This is a genomic window from Tolypothrix sp. PCC 7712 (assembly GCF_025860405.1).
GTDB classification, from domain to species: Bacteria; Cyanobacteriota; Cyanobacteriia; order Cyanobacteriales; family Nostocaceae; genus Aulosira; species Aulosira diplosiphon.
The window spans coordinates 3,991,476-4,014,094 of the sequence record NZ_CP063785.1 but is presented as its reverse complement, the minus strand read 5'-3'; the positions used below and the strand labels follow the sequence as shown (position 1 = coordinate 4,014,094).

The following is a 22,619-nucleotide window of genomic DNA, read 5'->3' as shown; positions in this document are numbered from 1 at the left end:
AAATATGCAACCACAATACCAAGATTATAAAGAGCTAATCAATTCATTAAAATCTGCATCTACATTAATAGGTTTAGATAGTAAATCACAACTGCATCAAGATATAACTGCGATTTCTAATTATTTAGCTAATCCTAACTTTCAGATTGCAGTATTTGGCCCTTTTAATCATGGTAAATCTACGCTGCTCAATGCCATATTAGGAAATCGCACTTTACCGATAGATTTAATTCCCACTACTGGCGCAGCAATTAGCGTCAAATATGGGGCTGATTTACAAACGCGCATCATCTTAAAAGATGGTACTGAAATTGAGCGTGATGGTACAGAAATTTTGCAGCAGTTTGCCATTTTGGATGGTAACAGACAGATGCGCCAAGATGTAGCATCTGTAGAAATTTTTTGTCCTCATCCTTTTTTAGCAAGAGGTATAGAATTACTAGATTTACCCGGTACAAATGACAGAGAAGCCCAAGATAATTTAGTCCGCGATCGCCTGCTGACTACAGATTTAGTTATACAATTACTTGATGCGCGTAAGTTAATGACTTTAGGCGAACGCGAAAATCTGCGCGATTGGCTATTAGATCGGGGTATTAAAACCGTTATTTTCGTTGCTAATTTTATTAACTTACTCGAACCAGATGAGCAGCAACAAGTGCAAAATCGTCTGCTGTTTGTTGCAGAAAGTTTTCGCGCCGAATTACCGCCAGGGTTTAGTAATTTATATCGTGTGGATGCTTTACCAGCGTTAAGAGCTAGATTAAAAGGAGATGTGGCTCTAGCTACTAGTAGTGGCTTAACTACCTTTGAAGCAGCGTTGCAAAATATTGTGGGTATTTTACAACAAAATCGCGGTACTGTACGCTTACCCAAAGTACAGGCGATCGCATCTCAAATTCAATTAAATTTAAAAGCTAAAATTGACCCCCTTCTTAGCGAAGTTAGCTCTTTTGATGACAAACAAACTGCAAAAATTGCAATTAAACAAAAAGCTGCAAATCTTATTCAGCAAGGTTTAAATAAGAGTATTGATAATTTACGAACTTGGCTAAATTTAGACTCATTACTAAAAAAATATCAAACTGATGCCACAGTAGCAATTGCTGAAAATAAGTTTAAAACTTGGCAAACAGATATATTAAAAAAAGACTTAACAGAGTTACAACGCTCGATAATGAAATGGCTATATCAAGCTTACGAATTTTTTCAAGAAGAAAGACCAGAAGATTTATTAATTCCCTTACCCAGCGAACCCCAAATTAATCTACCTCCTAAGCCAAACAATAGCAATGATTTAAGTGAAACCGGTACAGTAGCAGTTGGTAGTGGTATTGGCTGGTTATTAGGTGGGCCTGTAGGTGCGGCTGTCTTAGGAAGTATTTCTTATTTATTAAATAAAAATATTCAAGATGCTGACGACAAATCAGCGAAGGAATCCTATCATCAGCAAGTTGCTCAAATTTGCATAAATGCAACTGAAGATTATTTCACTCAATTGAGTCATCAAGGATTAGCAATCTTAGCTGAATATGAAGCAAAAGCTAAAAAAGTAATCCGATTTGTAGGTAGCCAAGAACCACTGGAAATTGCTCATAAGCGGCAAAATTTGCAGCAGTTACAAAATAATTTTAATCAATTATGGCAAGAGTTAAATAAAGCTAAGATATCTACTAATTATCAACCTTATCGAGAAATACCAAAATATACGCCATATACCCCACCAGCAGAACCAGAACAAAGGACTTACACAAAAGTAGAAGAGAAAGCGAATAGTTCTGCATCCTCTACATATCGCACTTCTACTCACCGCGTTAATACTCCTCCCCCACCCAAGGCTTCACCATCTCCCAATCCAGCCGAAGTGGAAGCAAAATTCCGCAATTGGGAACTAGATGAAGAAATAGCGCGGATGAAAGCAGAAATGCGTTCTCCGGGTTATCAAGCTAACAAACAAAGCAATACAAATCAAAATAACTATACATATCAGCAGCCTAAAACTCAAGCGGAAAAAGACAAAATTACTCGTGCATATTCAGTTTTAGGATTGCAAGCTGGTGTTTCATTTGTGGAGGTAAAACAAGCTTACAAAAATTTAGTGAAAAAATGGCATCCTGATTTATTTGTTAATCAGCCACAATTACAAAAACAAGCTCAAGATAAAATGCGGCTAGTTAATGAAGCTTATACAATTTTGTCGGAAAAATTTCAATAAAATTATAATATTTTGGATAAATAGTAGGGTGCGTTATAGCGAAGCTGAACTTAACATATTTATTGCTAATCTCATTAGCAATATAAGGTAATATGCTTGGGTTAAGCTCATTAGCGATTGATTTGTCACTTATTAAAAAAGCTAGGTAAATTGGGGGATTCTCCCCCAAACCCCCGATTGGGTGACGGTTGCGTCCCCCAAACCCCCTCCAAAATTATTCTTCTGTTTTTTTGTCGAGTAACTACTTTTTTGGTTTTGTTATCAATTAATTTTCTTAACTGAACTGTATTTTAATATAAGGAAATTAACCGCAGATAGAAGAAGATGAACACAGATAAACGCAGATGAATTTAAGCGTTAATATAAATTATTAATAATTTATAACTCATAATTGATACTACCAAACCTTACTCATATTCAAAACGAAACCAGGTAACACAGGATCGCCGCTAATAGTATCAGGATGATCTAAACATTCTGCTGGGTTACCAGGACGATAAATATAAACTTGACGATGTTTGCGATCAATTAACCAGCCTAACTGTACCCCAGGTTCCCGCATATATTCTTCCATCTTGTCTTTGAGAGGTTGGAGATTATCGCTAGGCGATCGCAATTCAATCACAAAATCTGGACAAATAGGCGCAAACTTTTCTTGCTGTACGGGGGAAAGACTATTCCACCGTTCCAATTTCATCCAAGAAGCATCCGGGGATCTATCTGCACCTGTTGATAGCTTAAACCCTGTACTGGAGTCAAAACAAATACCAGTACCATCTTGTTCTGCCCAAACTCCTAGCTGTAAGGCAATATTAAAGTTACGATTCCCTGATTCTGAACCTGTAGGCGGCATAATCGATATTTCTCCTAAATTATTACGCTCAATGCGTAAATCGCGATTCACCTGACAAAACTCAAAGAATTGTTCGTCTGTCATTTGCATTGATGGCGGAATTTGCAACACCAAGGGAGATGAGAACATAATGCTTACCAGACTAACTTTTATCTTTATTCTGACCTAAACAAGCAAAGGCGCAAAGTTTTACCTTCGCGCCTTAACAGCAAAAAGTTTGAAGTAATAAGACTTACTTGTTAGGCTGAGGAGTCAAGCGCAGATAGGGTTTAACTACCTCGTAACCTTTGGGGAATTTCTCCTTCAGCACTTCTGGATCTTTAAGTGAGGGAACAATTACAACCTTATCCCCGTCTTTCCAGTCAGCTGGTGTCGCCACGCTGTAATTATCTGTCAGTTGCAGAGAATCAATTACCCGCAACAGTTCATCAAAGTTGCGTCCTGTGCTAGGAGGGTATGTGAAACTCAGACGTAGCTTTTTATTGGGATCAATAACAAAAACAGATCGCACTGTCACTGCTGCGTTGGCATTAGGATGAATCATATCGTAAAGGTCAGAAACCTTACGATCTGCATCTGCCAAAATTGGGTAGTTGAGAGTAGTGTTTTGGGTTTCTTCAATATCACCCACCCATCCGTTATGGGATTCTACATCATCAACGCTGAGAGCGATCGCTTTGACATTGCGCTTGTCAAATTCTGGTTTCAGCTTGGCAACTGTACCTAGTTCAGTGGTGCAAACAGGTGTATAGTCAGCAGGGTGTGAAAACAGCACAACCCAGCTGTCACCTGCCCATTCGTAAAAATTTATGTCGCCGTGTGTAGAGGCTTGCGTAAAGTTGGGTACTGTATCACCTAGACGGAGAGTCATGAGAACTTCCTGTAATTAGAAAGGCATTAAGTATTCTACTATGTGATCGTCACATAAAACCCCGGTTCACCAATCGGGTTAAGTGGCTGGTAAAGAAATGTGATTTTACGTAATTTCGTGTAAAGAAGCTCAATAAAAATAGGGCATGGGGCATTGGGCATGGGGGGTATGGAACAACGTTGTTAACGTAGAATCTGCTGGTATGCTGAAATCATTTGACGAGCGATCGCATTCCAGCTGTAATGTTGTAATGCATATTGCTGGGCGTTGAGTCCCCGACGCTGGCGTTCTGCCGGGTTTTGCAAGGCTGTTTGTAGTAAATTGACTAATACCTGTACATCTAACTCCCCAACCCATCCCGATTCGCTTTCACTCACCTGGTGACAAATATGCACCTGATCGGAAATTACCACAGGTATCCCGGCTACCATCGCCTCAGCCACTGCAATACCAAAGTTTTCATAGTAGGAAGGCAAAACGAAGACATCGGCAGCTTGCAGTAAACTAGCTTTTAACTCACCTGTAACAAAGCCAGTAATTGTAGTGTGCGATCGCAGTGGTGAATTTTGAATTTGAGAAATGATACTTTGTTCATAATCTGGATCTTGGGGATTTGTCCCAGCTAAGACAAAGTGAAAATTACGACCAGCAGTTAACAGCTTTTCTAGCGCCGGAATTAACAAATTCAACCCTTTTTTGGGGTCAATTCGCGACATAAATAATATTACAGGTACATCCTGGGGAATTGCCAATTTTTGCTGATGTGTTGCTAATTGTGGCGGAACCACACCCAAAGGAATCACCAAATCTTGCGTCGCTACCCCAAATCTGGCTGATATTTTTGCTTCTTGATCACTAGTAAAATGAATAGCCGCCGCACCAGCTATATTTTGACGTTCAATAATTGCAGCATAAAGCTGTTTTAATAACTTTTTCTTGCGTAAATCAGATGGATCGAGAGTTCCTAAAGGACGCAAAATATAAGGTAACTTTTGTTGACGGCAAACAGTTGCAGCCGCACTACTAACAGGAGAAAATAAAGCATGAATATGGGCTATATCATACTCACGAGCGTGACGTTTTAACCACTTAAGTAAATCTAGCGAAAACTTATAACGACGAAATGGCGCACAACGGAAATAGATAATTTCATAACCATCTTGTTTTATCGCTGTATTTAAAGGAACATCTAAAGGTTTTTGTCCAGTATCGCCATTACTATCAGTTGTAATTACCGTAACTTCCACCCCCTCCTTTGCCAAAGCAGGAGCCAACCCTAATACCATTTGACTAGGGCCGCCATAAATAAGAGAAATAGAAGGAACAATATGTAATACTTTCATAATTTTATCCTTAACATAAATAGCTCTGATAAAATCTCCGCACCCCTTTGCGTTAAAAAATAAAATTCAACAATCTCTAATAAAATACAGTTCAGTTAAGAAAATTAATTGATAACAAAACCAAAAAACTAGTACAACAAGGCAAAAGTAAAAAGTCAAAAGTCAAACGATTTTGGATTTTGGATTTTGGATTTTGGATTGACCCCGACCACAAGGGTGCAGGGCTTGAGGATTTTGGATTTTGGATTTTGGATTTGTTTCACCCACAAGGGGTGAGGCATGAACCAAAAAAATCTAAAATCGGCAATCTAAAATCTAAAATTGGCACGGTCAAAAGTCAAAAGTCAAAAGAAAGAATACTTATACCACCAGCCTTTTAACAAATTACAGATTGTCTGTTTCTCTTACAAAGTTTGGCGGGACGGAAACCGACACCGCCAACTTTGCGCTATTTACGCCCCAGAGTACTAGTTACTCAACAAAAAAAACAGATCAATAATTTTGGAGGGGGTTTGGGGGACGCAACCGTCACCCAATCGGGGGTTTGGGGGAGAATCCCCCAATTCTTCTGGCTTCTTGAATAAGTGACAAATCAATCACTAATAAGCTTAACCCAAGCATATTAATCTCTAATAACTCTTAACAAGTCCCCGATAAAACTCTAATTGCTGCTGCGCCAAAGCCTTATTTGTATATTTATCCATTGCTTTTTGATAACCCATAGCCCCAACTTTGTGCCTTAACTCCGGATTATCAATTAATTGCGTTAAGCAATTAGCTAAAGCTTGGGCATCACCTTCTGGAAAAATCAAACCAGCATCCCCAATCACATGAGGAATTTCGCCAGAATTAGAACCAATCACAGGCACTTTACAAGCCATAGCCTCAATAATTACATGACCAAATTGTTCTTTCCAGCCCGCCGCAGTTAAAGTTTTAAATTTGTAAGTGGTTTCAGATGGCAGTACTAAAGTATCCATTAAATTGATATATTGTGGCACTACATCATGGGGAACACTTTCAATAATTATGACTCTATCTTGAATTTGATTCTCTGCAGCTATTTTCAGTATTTCTGCCTGTAAATACCCTCGTCCCAGCAACAGTAATTTCCAAGGTTTATTTTTGATAGATATTAAGGACTGCAATAGAGTTAACAACCCCTTTTCTGGTACGAATCTGCCAACAAAACCTACTACAAATTCATCGGAAAAAATCCCCAATTTAGCTGCTAACTCTGGTTGAGCTTGGGGAGTAAAAACACGTTCATCGACACCCAACTGTGGCATCACCTTAATCGCCCCCTGGTAGCCTCGCTGTCGTAAAACTTCCGCCCCATCCTGATTACCAGAAATAATGCCGTGGCTATTATCTAGGTTAAATTTTTCTAAAAAACTAGCAGGAAATTTGAGTTCATACGGCAAATTCCACCAAGTAAAAAATATATTTTTCGCCTGCAAGCCCAAGATTTTATTTAAAATAATCATCTGAGTATAAGCTAGCCCCCTAGAGGCTTGCTCAACTTGAATCACTTGGGGACGAAATTGCTTTAACAAAGCGATTAAATCAGCCCCAAATGTGAGCAAGCCTTGATGATTTTGGCTAAAGTTAGAAACCGGGACTATTTTAAATGCACCTTCATCCCTGTATTGAGTTTCAATAACTTTATTTTGGACACCACCAGGTCGCCAACGTTTAGGAACAACAACCGTCACTTCAATCCCTGGTTCTAATTGCGATAAAGCGCGTAACTTTTCACAGTTTAAATCTACAATATAAGTATGACTAGCAACTAAAATTTTCATATTTCATTTAATTAATAAACGTAGGGTGCGTTACGCTGTCGCTAACGCACCATTAACTTTTTAAATAAGAATTCTCTATATCTGCGTTTATCTGCGTTTATCCTCTTCCATCGGCGGTCAAAAATAACTAAAACTCCGGATCAAGCCGACTGTAAATTTGCCCATCATTCCATAATGATTGAATCACAGTCCCCACAGCCTTGAAAAAACCCAGAATATAGAAAAAGCCACGAGTAGCGATTTTGATGGGAGAACCGCTTTTATGACAAGGAGGTCGCCCCAAGACGTGACAATCAAATAAACGGGCGTATAGACGTAAAGCTTGGCTAACAGTGAGGTTCTTCAACCCCAGTAAAAAATGATTGTGGTAAAAAGTGAGTTGATACTGGAGCGATCGCATACTAATATCATGACAACCTCCAGTTTCTTCACCCAAATGCACTAAATCGGCTTCTGGATCGTACCAAATCTTATATCCTGTCTGTCTCAGCCGCAAACAAAAATCCGATTCTTCCCGTACCGCACTACCGCGAAACCTTTCGTCAAATCTCAGCCCATATTTAGTAAAAATTTCTCGCCGGAAAGACATATTACAACCCCTCGCAGTTAATACCTGCTGGGGTTTGATGGTGTGGACTAAATCTATATGATACCAAGCAATTCCAGGGTCCATTGCTTGGGGAGGTAAATATTCAATTTCCAAATCTCCCCCAGAATCACCTAATTTCATTCTGTCAAATACTCTCCCAGCTACAGCCCCCACCTCTGGATTTTGCAGATAGTTTTTCACATGGGCTGATAAAAAGCCGGGTTTTAATTGGACATCATCATCAATAAATAAAATTATTTCACCCTCTGACCGTCGCACTCCATAATTTCGTGCGCCTGGTAAACTCGCCCAATCTAAGCGGAACCATTTAATCTTACCTGCTGTTGCCATTTCTTCGAGATAAGCTTGAATTTCTGGTTCATGTTTTGGAGTTTGGTCTACAACTATAACTTCAAAATTGGCATAATCTTGTTTGAGAATATCTGCAATACTATCTCGTAAAGCTTCTTCACGATAATAGGTAGGAATAACAACAGAAATTAACGGTAAATCACTCATATTTTTATATAGAAAATAACCTAGTTCAAAGCTGCGGCTTCTGCATACAAACTATCAAATAACTCATTTTGCTTTTCGGCATTATGGTAATTTTGCATTTGAGTTAATGCGCCAGCACTGAGAGATGCATAATGTTCTTGTTTATCTGTTCGTTCCAGAAAATGTAAGATTTTCTGCAATGCTTGCTCTGCTAAATCATCATAGGTGCTATTTAATATTTCCCAATATTCATTAGTTTTAGTTTTTTCCCCATGTAACCAATTATTCCAATGGCGAATTTCATTTAGTGGTAATTTTAAGTGATAGCCATTTTCATCATCATGAACAAACTCTGGTAAGGCGCATATATTGGTAGTAATTGCCGGAGTTGCAACCGAAAATCCTTCGAGGACACTATAGCCGTATGTATCATGTAAAGTAGCTAAAATTTGAAAATGGCTTTGGGCAAGTAAATCTAAAACTTTTTCATTAGGGATACTTTTATGAAAAACTACATTATCCAAATCTAATAGCTTTAAATCTGCTGTATATTTTGACTGGTCAGGAAAATCTGTAGGTACTCCGGAACCATATCTTAAATTAGAAATAATATGTACCTTAATAGGTAACCCTAAAGCTTCAGCTTTTTTGGCTAATCTTAAAGCAACAATTCCACCTTTTCTCGCTAAATGGTTACCGACAAATATCAGTTCAATGTTTTCGCCATCTTTATAAGTTTTAGGCTGATGAGCTTTAATTGCAAAATTAGGATGAATAACAGTTAATTTATTTTTTAATTTCTCGCTAATATTCCATTCTGAAACGCGATTTGCAAACCTCATTTTGGCATAATCAGATATGGCAATTATTTTTTGACAATTTTTTAGTGCTAAACGGTTATTTAAAATTGGATAAGCTATTTCTTCTAATTTGTTTTGGGGATTTCTATATAAAAATCTATGGTCTTCAAAAGTAACGAACCAAGGTTTATTTGTATATTCAATTCTATTGAAAGCGTGAACAACTTGAAACTTTTTCCAAAAAGGCTGCCAATAACTAAAGCTATTTAAGGGATACCAAATTTTTTCTAAAGGATACCTTCCTGAAGGAAATTGTTTAGGGCGAATTAATATATGTTGAGATGTGCGCGGCAGGTTAGGAGTACTAAGATGTCTTTCTCCTGCTATAATTACCTTTGCCATTTTTTATATATTAAAATTACAAATTATTAATCAAACTGAATCTAGCCTAGTCTACAGTTAGGTATCTGCCATCAGGGAGTTTACGGGAGTGTTCTCAGTAGTTCTTCGCAGTAATTTTGAGGAGGTTTAGGAACGAACTGCATTTGGTAAAGCTGTTCCCGCAGTGTAGGCACGAATTACGCTAAGGAAACAGGAAAAGAAGGGAAATAGAACAGTTAACTCACCAAGCAAAACTTAATGGGACAAATTACTAGGTAAATTCTACCTTGACATTAAATTTGCAATTATAAAAGAGGCTTTTTATTTACTTTATTCTGCGCTTCGCTACTAGCTTTTTCTTGTTTATCTATTAGTGGTAATTTAAACAGAATTCCGGCATAAAACCAGTAATAAACAGCAACTGGATCGACATCTAGAGGATAATAGTAAGTGTTGTAACTAATAAATAAGATAAATACCCACAAAGCAGCAGCATGACTGCGTAAATTCCGGTTTTTGATGGAACGATATGTTTTGAAGGCTGATGTTGTGAGGGCGGTGACTAAACCTAAAAACCCTAAAACTCCCAAAGTTCCTATTTCATACATTACTTTAGGATAGTAAGTTTCTATGAGTTTAGTAGAACCCATAGAACGAGCAGAATTAGTAGCCCTTCCCAAGCCATTTCCTAAAGGTCCAACATTTTTTAAGTTGTCTTCAAATTGCTGAATAATAAAATCTTGGGGTGGTGAGGCTTCCCAACGACTGGTAAAACTCTCGGTTCTTTCTTGGACTACAGCCGGGTTAGTCACCATTGCAATCCCCAGAATTAAAGCTAATCCTATACCAATGGGAATAAAGCGTTTGAGGTTGGCAATTTGACCTGTTAAAAATAGCAAAGCCACAAAACAAGTTGGTACTAAAGCTAAGGCAATTCTCTGTCCAGAAATCACCGCATTAATAAATACTGATGCTAAGGAACCTAACCCAATTAATCGCCAAAAAAGTGCAGGATCTGTGAAGCCAGTAGCAAAGCTAAAAAAGGTACTAGAAATTAAAAACCATGCCCATTGCCAAGGGGCAACAAATGTTCCAGGTAAACGAATAACTCCTTCTTCTGGACTGTATAATAATGAGCCACCAAAGTAACATCGAGCCTCTAATGTGGCTCTAAATAACAAATCACCTTCAAAACCTCTAGTACCTTGACAGACACCAGTTAGTAATAATAAATATTGAATAACTCCCAATACACAACAGATAAGTGTGAGGACAACCTGTAATCGTGATAATAATAGGAAATCTTTTTTATTACGAATAAAATAGTAAGCACAAGTAATTAGAGGTACATAACCTAAAAATACTTTTAATCCTAAAATTCCCAGCCCTATAGGAAATTCCTTTGGTGCTTTTTGCAGCGGCCCTACAGCGGGTGGGTTGAACTGTTGTCCAGCATTCACAAAAATCAAAGTTAATAAACACAAGCCCAATAAAATTAACAGGGGCGTTTTAATTGCTTTGGGAATAATGAATGGTAATCCTTGCTGACGACAACTTTGCCAAACTCCAATTAAAGCTGGAACATAGAAAGCATCTTTAGCTAATTGCAGTACAGGACTATTACCCAGGTAATAAGTGATAGTACCGCCAAAGGGGACGTAAATGATAAAGGCAAGCAGGGCTTGACGAGGATATTTATAAGATAAAGCTAGAATAATTATTCCTAAAACACCAGGAACTGCTACCTTCATTCCACCAACGAAAAATAGCAGGATGCCAAAAAAGACACCGCTAAAGGAGGCTTTGGTTAGTAAACTCGTGAATTCTTTTTTTGCTATATTAGCTTGCCGCTTTTGGGCTAACTGTTCTTTCAGACTCAGCTGAGGTTTTTCTGATTGCGATTGCTTTTTTGATTTGGAGGATTTTTTCTTGGGTTTCGCCATGAGTTTCAGTTCTGAGTGCTGAGTTGTGAGTCTATGTAACTCAGCACTTCAGCACTGGTTATCCTAGATGTTGCTGGACTTGTGATACCAATTCATTTGTCCAATGGTTAGTCAGTTCCGCATTGGCCGCTTCCACCATAACCCTGATAACTGGTTCTGTGCCAGAAACACGGACTAAAATTCTGCCAGCATCACCCATTGCTGCTTCGGCTTGGGCGATCGCTTTTTGTAAAGGTTCGCAATCTTTCCATGCTAAACGGCGATCGCGATCTAGGACTCGCACATTCCGCAATATTTGGGGGTAGGTTTGGAAGCTTTGGTCTACCATTTCATGTAGGGAAATGCCAGCTTCTTTAATTAAGGCTGCTATATGTAAGGCTGTTAATAAGCCATCACCAGTAATGCCATAATGACGACATAAAATATGACCAGATTGTTCGCCACCTAGCATTCCCCCATGACGCAGCATTTCGGCTTGCACATACTGATCGCCGACGGCGGTGCGAATTAACTTACCACCAATTTGTTGCCAAGCTTTCTCAAAGCCTAAATTGGCCATAACAGTAGAAACAATCAAATTCTCGGGCAATTGTTGCTTTTGCTGTAGATGGCGACCCCAAAGGTAAAGAATGTAATCGCCATTAACTTGTCTACCTTTACTATCTACAGCCAAAACGCGATCAGCATCACCATCGAAAGCAAAGCCTACATCAGCATTGTGTTCTTGAACTGTGGCTTGCAAAAATTCTAGGTGAGTAGAACCACAATTAACATTAATGCGATCGCCATCTGCTTGATTATGCAAGCAAATTACCTCTGCCCCCATTTCTGTAAATACCTCCGGGGCTAACCCAACTGCTGCACCCCAGGCTAAATCTAAAACTATCTTCATCCCTTGCAGATTCACCTCACTCTGTAAGGGTTGTTTTAAAGCCTCGCTATAATCTCCAATTAACTCTTTACGTGAATAATGCCGTCCACAATGACTGACATTCGCCACCGCTGACATATTACCGCGCAGTCCCGCCTCAATTTCTGCTTGCAATGCTAGAGGTAACTTGGCACCATTCCCACCAAAAACTTTAATTCCATTATCCTCTGGGGGATTATGACTGGCAGAAATCATCACACCACCAATGGCATCACTCATGCTGGTAAGATAAGCAACGCAGGGAGTAGGGCATAATCCCAAATGCCAAACTTCTACACCTGCTGCGGTTAACCCAGCACTCAAAGCCATTGCTAACATATCGCTGGAGTTTCTAGAATCCTGTCCCAGAATAACTGGCCCTGGATTAGCAGCATGACTACGCAACACAATCCCCGCCCAAAAACCTACCTGCAATGCTAAAGGCGCATTCAGTAAGTCTCCAACTTTGCCGCGAATCCCATCTGTACCGAATAAAGGATTTTTGGGCAGTACTATTAAATTCCGCTCCGAATTGCTTTCAATATTCTCAGCCGCAGTCAAACCTTTTTGAATGCCGCCTTGAGTCCGAGTTATAGATGAAACCATAATTTTTAAAACTCCACACACTCACACAGGAGAATAACACTTTACACTTTGTTAAACAATTTTGGGGAATGGGGCATTGGGCATAGGGCATTGGGCATTGGGCATGGGTAATTGGTAATTGGTAATTGGTAATTGGTAATTGGTAATTGGTAATTGGTAATTGGTAATTGGTAATTGGTTTTCTCCCTTTTCCCCCTCATCTCCCTCATCCCCAGTCCCCAGTCCCCATTACCCCTTATCCCCAGAGGGGGCCCCGAGTTCCCCAGTCCCCAATCCCTAGCCCCCACTATATACTTCTTTCAAAGGGAGACAATTGATTTTAAACAGACTGTTATTCAGTAAAAATACTTATGAATATTCATGGCTAATTATAAAGATTTCCTAAGCGATTTATTGCCTGAAATTGATAAATAGTGTCTGCAACCATCACTAGTGTTGATAATTAGCTGGACTATCAACTTCATTATTATCGCTAAGTATTAACACGTTAAACTAATGTATACTGTAAAGATATGGTAAAGAATGCTATTATTTAGCACTCATCATTTAATAAAGCCTTTTTAGCCGATAAAAAGCCGATTAAAGCCTAAATTAAACAATGCAAGCTCTGCATTAGTCAAGTGGAAACAAAAGTTCACTAAGGCTGAGTCTGTTAACTAGGCAAAAAGTAAAACTTCTGGTTGCTTAAGAATTTTTAATATAAATTCTCATCAAATGGTTCTAATGTAACGTTTTAATGGCCTTTTTTAGCCAGTCATAAATCGACCTCTGGTAGTTGACCTTTTAAAGTAGAGAAATTTAGCATGAGTAGCAATTTAGCAAGCAAATTGCGTGTAGGCACTAAAAAAGCCCATACGATGGCAGAAAACGTAGGTTTTGTCAAGTGCTTTTTAAAAGGGGTGGTAGAAAAAAGCTCGTATCGCAAGCTAGTTGGTAACTTCTACTTCGTCTACTCAGCGATGGAAGAGGAGATGGAAAAACATCGCGACCACCCAATTGTTAGCAAAATTTATTTTACCGAACTCAACCGCAAGCATACCTTAGAACAAGACTTAAGTTTTTACTACGGTAGTAATTGGCGCGAGCAAGTACAACTATCTTCAGCAGGAGAAGCTTATGTACAGCGCATCCGCGAAGTATCTGCAACCGCACCAGAATTGTTAATTGCCCATTCTTACACACGTTACTTGGGCGATTTATCTGGCGGTCAAATTCTTAAAGGTATTGCCCAAACAGCCATGAACCTGAATGATGGCCAAGGTACCGCCTTCTACGAATTTGCAGACATTACTGATGAAAAGGGATTCAAAGCTAAATATCGTCAAGCTTTGGATGAGATGCCCATTGATGAAGCTACAGCCGATCGCATTGTGGATGAAGCTAACGCTGCTTTTGGCATAAACATGAAAATGTTCAATGAACTAGAAGGCAATTTAATCAAAGCCATCGGCATCATGTTGTACAACACCCTCACCCGTAAGCGTACACGTGGCAGCACCGAACTTGCTACCGCCGAGTAATACCAATTCAAAATTCAAAATTCAAAATTCAAAATAAAGAAAACTAAATTTTCTCAAAGTTTCTGATTTTGAATCCGTTGCTGAATTTTGGAGAATTGGCATAAAAATTAAATGTTCGTAACCTTTAGGGGCAATTTCCCTGGGGTCACCTGATTAAAGTTAGGCGATCGCAGAGAAGTTGCCCCTCTTGTCATTGGTCATTTGTCATTTGTCATTTGTCATTGGGTAATTGGTAATAGAAATTTTTCCTCATCCCCCTCATCTCCCTCATCTCCCTCATCCCCCTCATCCCCCTCATCCCCCTCATCCCCCTCATCTCCCTCATCCCCCTCATCCCCCTCATCTCCCTCATCCCCCTCATCCCCCTCATCCCCATTCCCCAATCCCCCGCAATCGGGGAAAATGCAAATGGGCAACATTCTAATTAAACAATGGCTACAAAAATTCCTGTCACAGTAATCACAGGCTTCTTAGGTAGTGGCAAAACCAGCCTGATTCGCCACCTGCTACAAAATAACCAAGGACGCAGAATTGCGGTGTTAGTCAACGAATTTGGCGAACTGGGTATTGATGGCGAATTGTTGAAATCTTGCCAAATTTGTCCCGAAGATGGTGATGGCGGGAGTAATATCTTTGAATTGACGAACGGTTGCTTATGCTGCACCGTGCAGGAAGAGTTTTATCCGACGATGCAAGAGTTATTAAAGCGCCGGGATAGCATCGATTGTATCGTCATCGAAACTTCTGGTTTAGCTTTACCAAAACCGCTAATTAAGGCTTTTCGCTGGCAGGAAATTCGCACTGGTGCAACGGTGGATGCAGTGATTACCGTCGTCGATTGCGCGGCGGTAGCAGCGGGGACATTTGCCAGCGATCCGGAGGCGATCGCGGCCCAACGGCAGGCAGATGATAGTCTTGAACATGAGACTCCGTTGCAAGAACTGTTTGAAGACCAGCTAGCTTGTGCAGACTTGGTAGTTTTGACGAAAACTGACTTGGTGGATGCTGATACCAAAGCTAAGGTTGAGGAGTTAGTCAAACAAGAGTTACCCAGAGTAGTAAAGATAGTTGAAAGCGATCGCTCTCAACTCGACCCATCTATTTTACTGGGATACCAAGCTGCTGTTGAAGATAACCTAGATAGCCGTCCCAGCCATCACGACACTGAAGAAGACCACGATCACGATGATGATATTACCTCAACTCACGTGATTTTAGACCAGGCCTTTGACCCCGAAAAACTGCAAAAACAGCTAGAACAACTGACAAACCAACAAGAAATTTATCGCATTAAAGGTTTTGTGGTTGTGCCGAACAAACCCATGCGCTTAGTTATGCAAGGCGTAGGGAACCGATTTGATAAATTTTACGATCGCCCTTGGCTACCAGAAGAGGCTAGGCAAACCCGCTTAGTCTTTATCGGTCGTAATTTACAAGCTGCGGAGATCGAATCGCAACTTGTAGCATTTTGATGTTGTAAAAGAAAAAACTTGACTTTTTAGACAAAATTGTATGTCTGGATACTATTCGTTGACAAAAGTCAAGGTAGATTTAACCAGTGCAAAGGAGTGTCAAGGGTGCATTTACTAAATATTTAGCCTTTTCACCGGAATTGTAACGAGAATTCAATAAATCAATGCGATCGCCTGTCGAGTATACATGAACGCCAAACCGACAAGTGCGATGTCTACGACGGGCTACGCCTACGCATTAGTTTTATCACATAAAAAATCTACCTCTGTTTTGTTAATCACAACAAGAGGTAGATTTGTGTGGAGAGGATACAGAATAAATAAGTTATCAGAAAGTAATTCAGTTACCTATCAAAGCTGATATATCTTGATAGCATCAATGATCAACATTTCCTGGGAAAGATATTGATGGTATCTCTAGCGTAATTGAAGGAAAACTAGGGAAGCTAGGAAAACTAGGAAATGTTGGTTGAGGATTTGTTGGCTGCGCTACAAAGCCAGGATCGGGATTGCTATCGTAAGTTTTTTCTTCAGTACTAACTGTTGCTATTCCACCAGCAACGTTATCTAATTCAGCTTCAGAAAGTTCAATAGTAATAATATTTTTGATTTTTGCAGACATTATTTTCTCCTGATAATTTAATGAGTTAATGTGTAATTTCCAGTTTGAGGTAGATGCAAGAACCTGGTATTAATGAAACATTGAAGTGCGATTACACCAGGTTGTTAAGTACTTGGACAAAAATATTTACAGTCATTGCGAGCGAAGCGTTCGCGTAGCGTCTCGAAGAGAAGCAATCCCAGCCCTTGCGATTGCTTCATTCCGCTTCGCTCCATTCGCAATGACTTTGTGTAATTAATTCTGTCAGACTACTTAATTTTATAAATTAGTTACCAACGAACAGCCCTTGACCAGAATTGCTGATAATGTCTTGAGCGTTAACTAAGGTAGTAGTACCAGCACCGCCAGGGCCTGCAATTGTTTGTTGACCAACTGCGAGATTTTTTTGTTGGAAGCTAGCACCAGTAAATAGTCCTAGATTTTGACCACCACTGAGAACAAATTCACCAACACCACCAGCAACGTTATCTAATTCATCTTCAGAAAGTTCAATAGCAGCGATGTTTTTGATTTCGTGAGACATGATTTTACTCCTTGTAATTTAATCAGTTAATGTGTAATTTCAAATTAGATGTGGAAGAGAGAACCTGGTAGTGATGAGATATTAACCAGGTTGTTAATGATGAGAATTAATTACCAACAGTGAGTATTTGACCAGAATTGCTGATAATTTCTTGAGCATTAACTAAGGTAGTAGTACCAGCACCGCCAGGGCCTGCGATTGTTTGTTGAGCAACTGTGAGATTTTTTTGTTGGAAGCTAGCACCAGTAAATAGTCCTAGATTTTGACCACCACTGAGAACAAATTCACCAACACCACCAGCAACGTTATCTAATTCATCTTCAGAAAGTTCAATAGCAACGATGTTTTTGATTTCGTGAGACATGATTTTACTCCTTGTAATTTAATCAGTTAATGTGTAATTTCAAATTAGATGTGGAAGAGAGAACCTGGTAATGATGAGATATTAACCAGGTTGTTAATGATGAGAATTAATTACCAACAGTTAGTATTTGACCAGAATTGCTGATAATTTCTTGAGCATTAACTAAGGTAGTAGTACCAGCACCGCCAGGGCCTGCGATTGTTTGTTGAGCAACTGTGAGATTTTTTTGTTGGAAGCTAGCACCAGTAAATAGTCCTAGATTTTGACCACCACTGAGAACAAATTCACCAACACCACCAGCAACGTTATCTAATTCATCTTCAGAAAGTTCAATAGCAGCGATGTTTTTGATTTCGTGAGACATGATTTTACTCCTTGTAATTTAATCAGTTAATGTGTAATTTCAAATTAGATGTGGAAGAGAGAACCTGGTAGTGATGAGATATTAACCAGGTTGTTAATGATGAGAATTAATTACCAACAGTGAGTATTTGACCAGAATTGCTGATAATTTCTTGAGCATTAACTAAGGTAGTAGTACCAGCACCGCCAGGGCCTGCGATTGTTTGTTGAGCAACTGTGAGATTTTTTTGTTGGAAGCTAGCACCAGTAAATAGTCCTAGATTTTGACCACCACTGAGAACAAATTCACCAACACCACCAGCAACGTTATCTAATTCATCTTCAGAAAGTTCAATAGCAACGATGTTTTTGATTTCGTGAGACATGATTTTACTCCTTATAATTTAATCAGTTAATGTGTAATTTCAAATTAGATGTGGAAGAGAGAACCTGGTAATGATGAGATATTAACCAGGTTGTTAATGATGAGAATTAATTACCAACAGTTAGTATTTGACCAGAATTGCTGATAATTTCTTGAGCATTAACTAAGGTAGTAGTACCAGCACCGCCAGGGCCTGCGATTGTTTGTTGAGCAACTGTGAGATTTTTTTGTTGGAAGCTAGCACCAGTAAATAGTCCTAGATTTTGACCACCACTGAGAACAAATTCACCAACACCACCAGCAACGTTATCTAATTCATCTTCAGAAAGTTCAATAGCAGCGATGTTTTTGATTTCGTTAGACATAATTTTTCTTCCTTGTTAATTGTGTAATGTTTTAAGATTTAGCAGCTTGCTTTAACCAGGTTATAATTTGTTTTATCTTGGTTTGTTTTCGCTGCGCTTTTCGTTTCGCTTCATGTGTTCATAGTAGGGAATTTAGCCAAGGAACGTAATCGGAAGAAAGTTCGGATTGCAAAAAGATGGATCTCAATCAAACTGTCTCCAACTAAAGTTGGATATCGAAAGATGAGGGAAGTGGTGAAGCAACTGCTCTCATGGTTGCGTTCCCACTAGGCGGAAAGCGGCTCAACACCTTTTCCCTTTACCCCAGTGCGAATAAAGACTTGTTGCAGAATGCTGGAAAATCTGATCGAGTGAATGGTTCTCAGATATATGAATAAGAGAGACCGTTGATGGAATTTGCGAAAATGCTGGGACGTTTTAAACTTGCATCTCAATTTACGCTGCTACTCACGCTCATTTTTATTGCGGGAATTGGGCTGGGTGGATTTGCGTTATCTAAAGCACTGGAACAAAAAGCTTTAGGAGAGATGAACGCACGCGGACAGATGGCAATACAGATAGTCAACTCGGTCAGAAGTTACACTAGTAATGATATTGCGCCGCTAATTACTCAAATTACCGATCCGCAAAATGAATTTATCCCCGAAACTGTACCCAGCATCGCCGCTAAACGAGTCTTTGATAATCTCAAAGCCAATTGGCAGTATAAGGATTTGATTTACAAACAGGCGACGCTGAATCCTACGAATCTTAATGACCAAGCTGACCGCTTTGAGGCAAAATTAATTGAGCGGTTTGAGAGCGATCGCACTTTAAAAAGTCTGTCGGATTTACGCTCCCAAGCTGGAGAACAGTTATTTTACACGGCTCAACCATTGGTGGTTAACAGTTCTAGCTGTCTCAAGTGTCATGGTAGCCCAGAGCAAGCACCCAAAAGCCACGTCGAACGCTACGGTACTCAAAACGGTTACGGCTGGAAGCTAAATCAAATTATTGGTACTCAGATTATTTATATTCCAGCTAGCGAAGTCTTCGGTAACGCCCGCAAAGCACTTTTCCTGTTTATCAGCATATTCATTGGCATTTTTGCATTAGTCATAGTGTCCATTAACTACTTACTTAAGTGGAGAGTAATTCAACCTTTAAAACCAATGGCTCAACTTGCCCAAACAATTAGCCGCGAAACCGTTAGCGCCACTGAAGTCCGAGATTTAGAACGCCAAGGACTCACCGAAATTGCCCAACGTACCGACGAACTAGGGCAACTGGGAAGGGTATTTCAGAAGATGGTACGCGAAGTTTGCGATCGCGAACAACAATTATCCGCACAGTTACAGCAATTGCGTGTAGAAATCGATAACACTAAACGGATAAATGAAGTTCAGGAAATTGCTGAGAGCGATTATTTCCAAAAATTGCAACAAACAGCAAAAGAGATTCGCAATCAATATGGAAATCCCGAAGAATAAGCCCTAACCCACACAGGTGAGAACTGTAATCTACAGCATCAAAGATAATTCTTATTACTAAATATCGGAGTCGAAAAAATGGCAAAAATTATTTCTATTCACTCATTTCGTGGTGGTACAGGTAAATCTAACGTAACTGCAAACCTCGCAACTGTATTGGCGCGTGGGGGTGCGCGAGTAGGAATCGTAGACACAGATATTCAATCACCTGGGATTCACGTCCCCTTTGGTTTAGATGAAACTAAAATCAAATATACACTCAACGATTATTTATGGGGACGTTGTGCAATTGAAGCTGCTACTTATGATGTCAGTTCTGTATTTACAACACGCAAAGGTTGGTTTACCAATAATCGCGGCAAAATTTATCTAATTCCATCCAGCATTAAAACTGGAGAAATCTCTCGAATTCTGCGTGAAGGATATGATGCGCGTTTACTCAACGATGGATTTCGCCAACTCATGCAGCGTTTACAGTTAGATTATCTATTTATTGATACTCATCCTGGCATTAACGAAGAAACTCTACTTTCGGTGATTATTTCAGATATATTGCTAGTAATTTTACGTCCCGATAAACAAGACTATCAAGGAACAGCAGTAACCATTGATGTAGCACGTAAATTAGAAGTTCCTAAAATGCTATTAGTAATGAATAAAGTATTACCTAGCTTAAATACTCCATCTTTAAAACAACAAGTTCAAGATATTTATAAAGTTCCTGTCGCTGGGATTTTACCTGTGTGTGAGGAAATGTTTCATTTGGCTAGCAGTGATATTTTCTCTATGCGTTATCCAGAGCATCCTTGGACAAAAACTATCACTGTCATTGCTCAAAGTTTAATTGAAAATAATCAACCTACAAATAATAATATATTCACCCGAAATAGAAAATAGGTAAGGGTTTGGGTAAAAAAGACAGCAGATTGAAAATTGTTGAAGGACAAATAATACCAATTCAAATAATGTTTGCGACACATCAATAAATTCTAGAGGGCAAGGCAGTGCCTTGCCCTGACAATTATCTGTATTTCACCAACTTGCAATCTGCTGTATCTTGTCTACACCAGGTGTTTCCAATCCGCTACGAGCCAGAATTTTTAGCGCTGAATTGTTTGCGACGATTGATTAAATAACAACTCCCGCGACTTCTCAACATCTAGTGCTTGATTTTTAAATGCTTCTGCTTTTTCATAAGCGCGAATTGTGGCTGGGCGTGCCTTAATTGCCTCAAACCAACGCTGTAAATTGGGAAAATCTTCTAACTTTTGATTTTGGCGTTCATAAGGCACAATCCAAGGATAAGCTGCAATATCAGCTATGGAATAATCGCCTGCTACAAATTCTCTATCAGCTAATCGTTTATCAAGCACTGCATACAAACGTCCAGTTTCTTTGACATAGCGATTAATTGCATAGTCAATCTTTTCTGGTGCGTATTGGCTGAAGTGGTGGTTCTGTCCAGCCATAGGCCCTAAACCGCCCATTTGCCAGAATAACCATTGCAGAACTTCAACTCGTTGCCGCACATCTTGGGGGATTAATTTTCCGGTTTTTTCTGCTAAATACAACAGAATTGCACCAGATTCAAAAACAGAAATCGGTGCGCCGCCATTTGTAGGTTCATGGTCAACAATTGCTGGAATCCGATTATTAGGTGAAATTTGTAAAAACTCCGGTTTAAATTGGTCACCTGCGCCAATATTTACAGGAATAATGTTATAAGGTAGTCCAATTTCTTCCAAGAAAATTGTAATTTTATGTCCGTTAGGAGTTGTCCAGTAATAAAGGTCAATCATTAGTATTCTCCCTGTTTTAGTATTTTGTATTAGACATGGGGTAATTGGTAATTGGTAATCGGTAATTGGTAATTGGTAATTGGTAATCGGTAATTGGTAATCGGGATTTTCCCCAGTCCCCAGTCCCCAGTCCCCAGTCCCCAATCCCCATTACCCCTTATCCCCAGAGGGGGCCCCGAGTTCCCCAATCCCCATTCTCCATTCCCCATCTTTAAAAACGCTCAACCCAAGGGCGTAGTTCAACTTCCCAAGTCCAGGCGCTACGGGGTTGATTGAGAATGTTGAGATAAGTTTGCGCGATCGCATCTGGATCGAGGGTGCTATCAGGATTGTCTGCTGGATCTAAGCGTTCTGCGGAACGGATGGCACCATCAATCACAAAATGCGCTACATGAATATTCTTAGGTGCAAGTTCTCTGGCGATGCTTTGAGCTAAACCCCGCAGGGCAAATTTACCCATTGCAAAGGGTGCTGATTGTGGGTAACCTTTAATGCTGGCTGAGGCTCCAGTAAAGAAGATGGCACCACTCCCTTGCTGTAACATTCTTTTAGCGGCAGCTTGGGCTACTAAAAAGCCACCATAGGCAGATACCTCTAGGGTTTTGGCAACTTCGCCAGGATCTAAATCAATCAGCGGCCCGCGAACTCGAAAGCTAGGATTGTAAACAACAACTGTAGGAGTACTCAGTTTATTTTCGACATCGATAAATAACTGATTTACTTCCTCTGGTTTTGATGCATCAGCAGCAAAGCTGACGGCTGCAATTTCACTAGTAAGCTGTGTAAGTTTCTCAATGCGACGAGCTGCTAAAGCTATTTGGTAGCCTTCTTTAGCCAATAAACGAGCGATCGAGGCACTCAGCCCACTACCAGCACCGACTATCAAAGCTGTATTTGCCATAGGTGCAATTCTCCTTTAATAATGCACTGATAGTTGTGAATTG

General features: G+C 39.7%; 24 protein-coding genes. 6 read left to right on the top strand and 18 right to left on the bottom strand.

What is annotated here, in order from left to right; translation table 11 throughout:
• Window positions 1-4: 4 nt before the first annotated feature.
• A complete protein-coding gene (locus HGR01_RS16735) occupies window positions 5-2,215 on the top strand; it encodes a dynamin family protein (protein ID WP_045870925.1) in 2,211 nt (736 codons plus the stop codon).
• A 397-nt stretch (window positions 2,216-2,612) separates the two neighbouring features.
• Here HGR01_RS16735 and HGR01_RS16730 read toward each other — a convergent pair whose 3' ends face one another.
• The 3 genes from HGR01_RS16730 to hpsP all read right to left on the bottom strand — a co-directional run bounded on the left by HGR01_RS16730 (window position 2,613) and on the right by hpsP (window position 5,282).
• Window positions 2,613-3,197: a Uma2 family endonuclease gene (locus HGR01_RS16730; RefSeq protein WP_045870924.1), complete on the bottom strand. Its 585-nt coding sequence runs from the start codon at window positions 3,195-3,197 to the stop codon at window positions 2,613-2,615.
• Between the two features lie 103 nt (window positions 3,198-3,300).
• Complete coding sequence (locus HGR01_RS16725) at window positions 3,301-3,939, bottom strand: peroxiredoxin (protein WP_045870923.1); 639 nt, start codon at window positions 3,937-3,939, stop codon at window positions 3,301-3,303.
• 182 nt (window positions 3,940-4,121) lie between these two features.
• On the bottom strand, window positions 4,122-5,282 hold the full coding sequence (hpsP, locus tag HGR01_RS16720; protein ID WP_045870922.1) for a hormogonium polysaccharide biosynthesis glycosyltransferase HpsP: 1,161 nt from the start codon (window positions 5,280-5,282) through the stop codon (window positions 4,122-4,124).
• A 179-nt stretch (window positions 5,283-5,461) separates the two neighbouring features.
• Between hpsP and HGR01_RS16715 the strand changes: the two genes are divergently transcribed.
• Window positions 5,462-5,662 carry a hypothetical protein gene (locus HGR01_RS16715; RefSeq protein WP_045870921.1) on the top strand — a complete coding sequence of 67 codons (201 nt, stop codon included), beginning with the start codon at window positions 5,462-5,464 and terminating at the stop codon, window positions 5,660-5,662.
• Between the two features lie 249 nt (window positions 5,663-5,911).
• Here the strand turns inward: HGR01_RS16715 and hpsO are convergent, their stop codons facing one another.
• The 6 genes from hpsO to HGR01_RS16685 all read right to left on the bottom strand — a co-directional run bounded on the left by hpsO (window position 5,912) and on the right by HGR01_RS16685 (window position 13,014).
• Complete coding sequence (gene hpsO / locus HGR01_RS16710) at window positions 5,912-7,087, bottom strand: hormogonium polysaccharide biosynthesis glycosyltransferase HpsO (protein WP_045870920.1); 1,176 nt, start codon at window positions 7,085-7,087, stop codon at window positions 5,912-5,914.
• A 127-nt stretch (window positions 7,088-7,214) separates the two neighbouring features.
• Window positions 7,215-8,195 carry a hormogonium polysaccharide biosynthesis glycosyltransferase HpsN gene (gene hpsN / locus HGR01_RS16705; protein ID WP_045870919.1) on the bottom strand — a complete coding sequence of 327 codons (981 nt, stop codon included), beginning with the start codon at window positions 8,193-8,195 and terminating at the stop codon, window positions 7,215-7,217.
• 20 nt (window positions 8,196-8,215) lie between these two features.
• A complete protein-coding gene (locus HGR01_RS16700) occupies window positions 8,216-9,376 on the bottom strand; it encodes a glycosyltransferase family 4 protein (protein ID WP_045870918.1) in 1,161 nt (386 codons plus the stop codon).
• 284 nt (window positions 9,377-9,660) lie between these two features.
• Window positions 9,661-11,298: a hormogonium polysaccharide biosynthesis protein HpsL gene (hpsL, locus tag HGR01_RS16695; protein ID WP_045870917.1), complete on the bottom strand. Its 1,638-nt coding sequence runs from the start codon at window positions 11,296-11,298 to the stop codon at window positions 9,661-9,663.
• Between the two features lie 58 nt (window positions 11,299-11,356).
• Window positions 11,357-12,814: a phosphoglucosamine mutase gene (gene glmM / locus HGR01_RS16690; RefSeq protein ID WP_045870916.1), complete on the bottom strand. Its 1,458-nt coding sequence runs from the start codon at window positions 12,812-12,814 to the stop codon at window positions 11,357-11,359.
• Between the two features lie 41 nt (window positions 12,815-12,855).
• Window positions 12,856-13,014, bottom strand: a complete 159-nt coding sequence (locus HGR01_RS16685; protein WP_210403099.1) for a hypothetical protein — start codon at window positions 13,012-13,014, stop codon at window positions 12,856-12,858.
• A 603-nt stretch (window positions 13,015-13,617) separates the two neighbouring features.
• Between HGR01_RS16685 and HGR01_RS16680 the strand changes: the two genes are divergently transcribed.
• Window positions 13,618-14,334 carry a heme oxygenase (biliverdin-producing) gene (locus HGR01_RS16680; RefSeq protein ID WP_045870915.1) on the top strand — a complete coding sequence of 239 codons (717 nt, stop codon included), beginning with the start codon at window positions 13,618-13,620 and terminating at the stop codon, window positions 14,332-14,334.
• 218 nt (window positions 14,335-14,552) lie between these two features.
• Here HGR01_RS16680 and HGR01_RS16675 read toward each other — a convergent pair whose 3' ends face one another.
• Window positions 14,553-14,717, bottom strand: a complete 165-nt coding sequence (locus tag HGR01_RS16675; RefSeq protein WP_155539287.1) for a hypothetical protein — start codon at window positions 14,715-14,717, stop codon at window positions 14,553-14,555.
• A gap of 48 nt (window positions 14,718-14,765) precedes the next feature.
• Here HGR01_RS16675 and cobW point away from each other — a divergent pair, with 48 nt between their 5' ends.
• Complete coding sequence (cobW, locus tag HGR01_RS16670; RefSeq protein WP_045870913.1) at window positions 14,766-15,806, top strand: cobalamin biosynthesis protein CobW; 1,041 nt, start codon at window positions 14,766-14,768, stop codon at window positions 15,804-15,806.
• Window positions 15,807-16,182: 376 nt separating this feature from the next.
• Here the strand turns inward: cobW and HGR01_RS16665 are convergent, their stop codons facing one another.
• From HGR01_RS16665 to HGR01_RS16640, 6 genes are all read right to left on the bottom strand, one after another.
• Complete coding sequence (locus HGR01_RS16665; RefSeq protein WP_045870912.1) at window positions 16,183-16,428, bottom strand: hypothetical protein; 246 nt, start codon at window positions 16,426-16,428, stop codon at window positions 16,183-16,185.
• Between the two features lie 265 nt (window positions 16,429-16,693).
• On the bottom strand, window positions 16,694-16,951 hold the full coding sequence (locus HGR01_RS16660) for a CTB family bacteriocin (RefSeq protein ID WP_045870911.1): 258 nt from the start codon (window positions 16,949-16,951) through the stop codon (window positions 16,694-16,696).
• Window positions 16,952-17,057: 106 nt separating this feature from the next.
• The gene (locus tag HGR01_RS16655; RefSeq protein ID WP_045870908.1) at window positions 17,058-17,315 is read right to left on the bottom strand and encodes a CTB family bacteriocin; all 258 of its coding nucleotides are present in this window, start codon (window positions 17,313-17,315) and stop codon (window positions 17,058-17,060) included.
• Window positions 17,316-17,421: 106 nt separating this feature from the next.
• Window positions 17,422-17,679: a CTB family bacteriocin gene (locus HGR01_RS16650; protein ID WP_096621611.1), complete on the bottom strand. Its 258-nt coding sequence runs from the start codon at window positions 17,677-17,679 to the stop codon at window positions 17,422-17,424.
• Between the two features lie 106 nt (window positions 17,680-17,785).
• Window positions 17,786-18,043 carry a CTB family bacteriocin gene (locus tag HGR01_RS16645; protein WP_045870908.1) on the bottom strand — a complete coding sequence of 86 codons (258 nt, stop codon included), beginning with the start codon at window positions 18,041-18,043 and terminating at the stop codon, window positions 17,786-17,788.
• A 106-nt stretch (window positions 18,044-18,149) separates the two neighbouring features.
• Entirely contained in the window at window positions 18,150-18,407 is a 258-nt protein-coding gene (locus tag HGR01_RS16640) for a CTB family bacteriocin (RefSeq protein ID WP_045870907.1), read from the bottom strand.
• A 389-nt stretch (window positions 18,408-18,796) separates the two neighbouring features.
• On the opposite strand from HGR01_RS16640, the gene HGR01_RS16635 reads away from it, so the two are divergent.
• Complete coding sequence (locus HGR01_RS16635) at window positions 18,797-19,876, top strand: DUF3365 domain-containing protein (protein WP_228045791.1); 1,080 nt, start codon at window positions 18,797-18,799, stop codon at window positions 19,874-19,876.
• A 78-nt stretch (window positions 19,877-19,954) separates the two neighbouring features.
• Entirely contained in the window at window positions 19,955-20,773 is an 819-nt protein-coding gene (locus HGR01_RS16630) for a MinD/ParA family protein (protein WP_045870906.1), read from the top strand.
• 203 nt (window positions 20,774-20,976) lie between these two features.
• On the opposite strand, the gene HGR01_RS16625 is transcribed toward HGR01_RS16630, so the two are convergent.
• Both HGR01_RS16625 and HGR01_RS16620 read right to left on the bottom strand, forming a co-directional pair.
• A complete protein-coding gene (locus HGR01_RS16625; protein ID WP_045870905.1) occupies window positions 20,977-21,675 on the bottom strand; it encodes a glutathione binding-like protein in 699 nt (232 codons plus the stop codon).
• Window positions 21,676-21,886: 211 nt separating this feature from the next.
• Window positions 21,887-22,576: an SDR family NAD(P)-dependent oxidoreductase gene (locus tag HGR01_RS16620; protein ID WP_045870903.1), complete on the bottom strand. Its 690-nt coding sequence runs from the start codon at window positions 22,574-22,576 to the stop codon at window positions 21,887-21,889.
• Window positions 22,577-22,619: the final 43 nt, after the last annotated feature.

Bases quoted from the DNA above. Each gene is read 5' to 3' on its own strand.
- hpsL (WP_045870917.1), bottom strand. From the start codon at position 11,298: ATGGCGAAACCCAAGAAAAAATCCTCCAAATCAAAAAAGCAATCGCAA.
- hpsO (WP_045870920.1), bottom strand. From the start codon at position 7,087: ATGAAAATTTTAGTTGCTAGTCATACTTATATTGTAGATTTAAACTGT.
- HGR01_RS16645 (WP_045870908.1), bottom strand. From the start codon at position 18,043: ATGTCTCACGAAATCAAAAACATCGTTGCTATTGAACTTTCTGAAGAT.
- HGR01_RS16685 (WP_210403099.1), bottom strand. From the start codon at position 13,014: ATGAGGGGGAAAAGGGAGAAAACCAATTACCAATTACCAATTACCAAT.
- HGR01_RS16730 (WP_045870924.1), bottom strand. From the start codon at position 3,197: ATGTTCTCATCTCCCTTGGTGTTGCAAATTCCGCCATCAATGCAAATG.
- HGR01_RS16665 (WP_045870912.1), bottom strand. From the start codon at position 16,428: ATGTCTGCAAAAATCAAAAATATTATTACTATTGAACTTTCTGAAGCT.
- HGR01_RS16655 (WP_045870908.1), bottom strand. From the start codon at position 17,315: ATGTCTCACGAAATCAAAAACATCGTTGCTATTGAACTTTCTGAAGAT.
- HGR01_RS16680 (WP_045870915.1), top strand. From the start codon at position 13,618: ATGAGTAGCAATTTAGCAAGCAAATTGCGTGTAGGCACTAAAAAAGCC.
- HGR01_RS16735 (WP_045870925.1), top strand. From the start codon at position 5: ATGCAACCACAATACCAAGATTATAAAGAGCTAATCAATTCATTAAAA.
- HGR01_RS16650 (WP_096621611.1), bottom strand. From the start codon at position 17,679: ATGTCTCACGAAATCAAAAACATCGCTGCTATTGAACTTTCTGAAGAT.
- hpsP (WP_045870922.1), bottom strand. From the start codon at position 5,282: ATGAAAGTATTACATATTGTTCCTTCTATTTCTCTTATTTATGGCGGC.
- cobW (WP_045870913.1), top strand. From the start codon at position 14,766: ATGGCTACAAAAATTCCTGTCACAGTAATCACAGGCTTCTTAGGTAGT.
- HGR01_RS16630 (WP_045870906.1), top strand. From the start codon at position 19,955: ATGGCAAAAATTATTTCTATTCACTCATTTCGTGGTGGTACAGGTAAA.
- hpsN (WP_045870919.1), bottom strand. From the start codon at position 8,195: ATGAGTGATTTACCGTTAATTTCTGTTGTTATTCCTACCTATTATCGT.
- HGR01_RS16660 (WP_045870911.1), bottom strand. From the start codon at position 16,951: ATGTCTCACGAAATCAAAAACATCGCTGCTATTGAACTTTCTGAAGAT.
- HGR01_RS16725 (WP_045870923.1), bottom strand. From the start codon at position 3,939: ATGACTCTCCGTCTAGGTGATACAGTACCCAACTTTACGCAAGCCTCT.
- HGR01_RS16700 (WP_045870918.1), bottom strand. From the start codon at position 9,376: ATGGCAAAGGTAATTATAGCAGGAGAAAGACATCTTAGTACTCCTAAC.
- HGR01_RS16640 (WP_045870907.1), bottom strand. From the start codon at position 18,407: ATGTCTAACGAAATCAAAAACATCGCTGCTATTGAACTTTCTGAAGAT.
- HGR01_RS16625 (WP_045870905.1), bottom strand. From the start codon at position 21,675: ATGATTGACCTTTATTACTGGACAACTCCTAACGGACATAAAATTACA.
- glmM (WP_045870916.1), bottom strand. From the start codon at position 12,814: ATGGTTTCATCTATAACTCGGACTCAAGGCGGCATTCAAAAAGGTTTG.
- HGR01_RS16635 (WP_228045791.1), top strand. From the start codon at position 18,797: ATGGAATTTGCGAAAATGCTGGGACGTTTTAAACTTGCATCTCAATTT.
- HGR01_RS16620 (WP_045870903.1), bottom strand. From the start codon at position 22,576: ATGGCAAATACAGCTTTGATAGTCGGTGCTGGTAGTGGGCTGAGTGCC.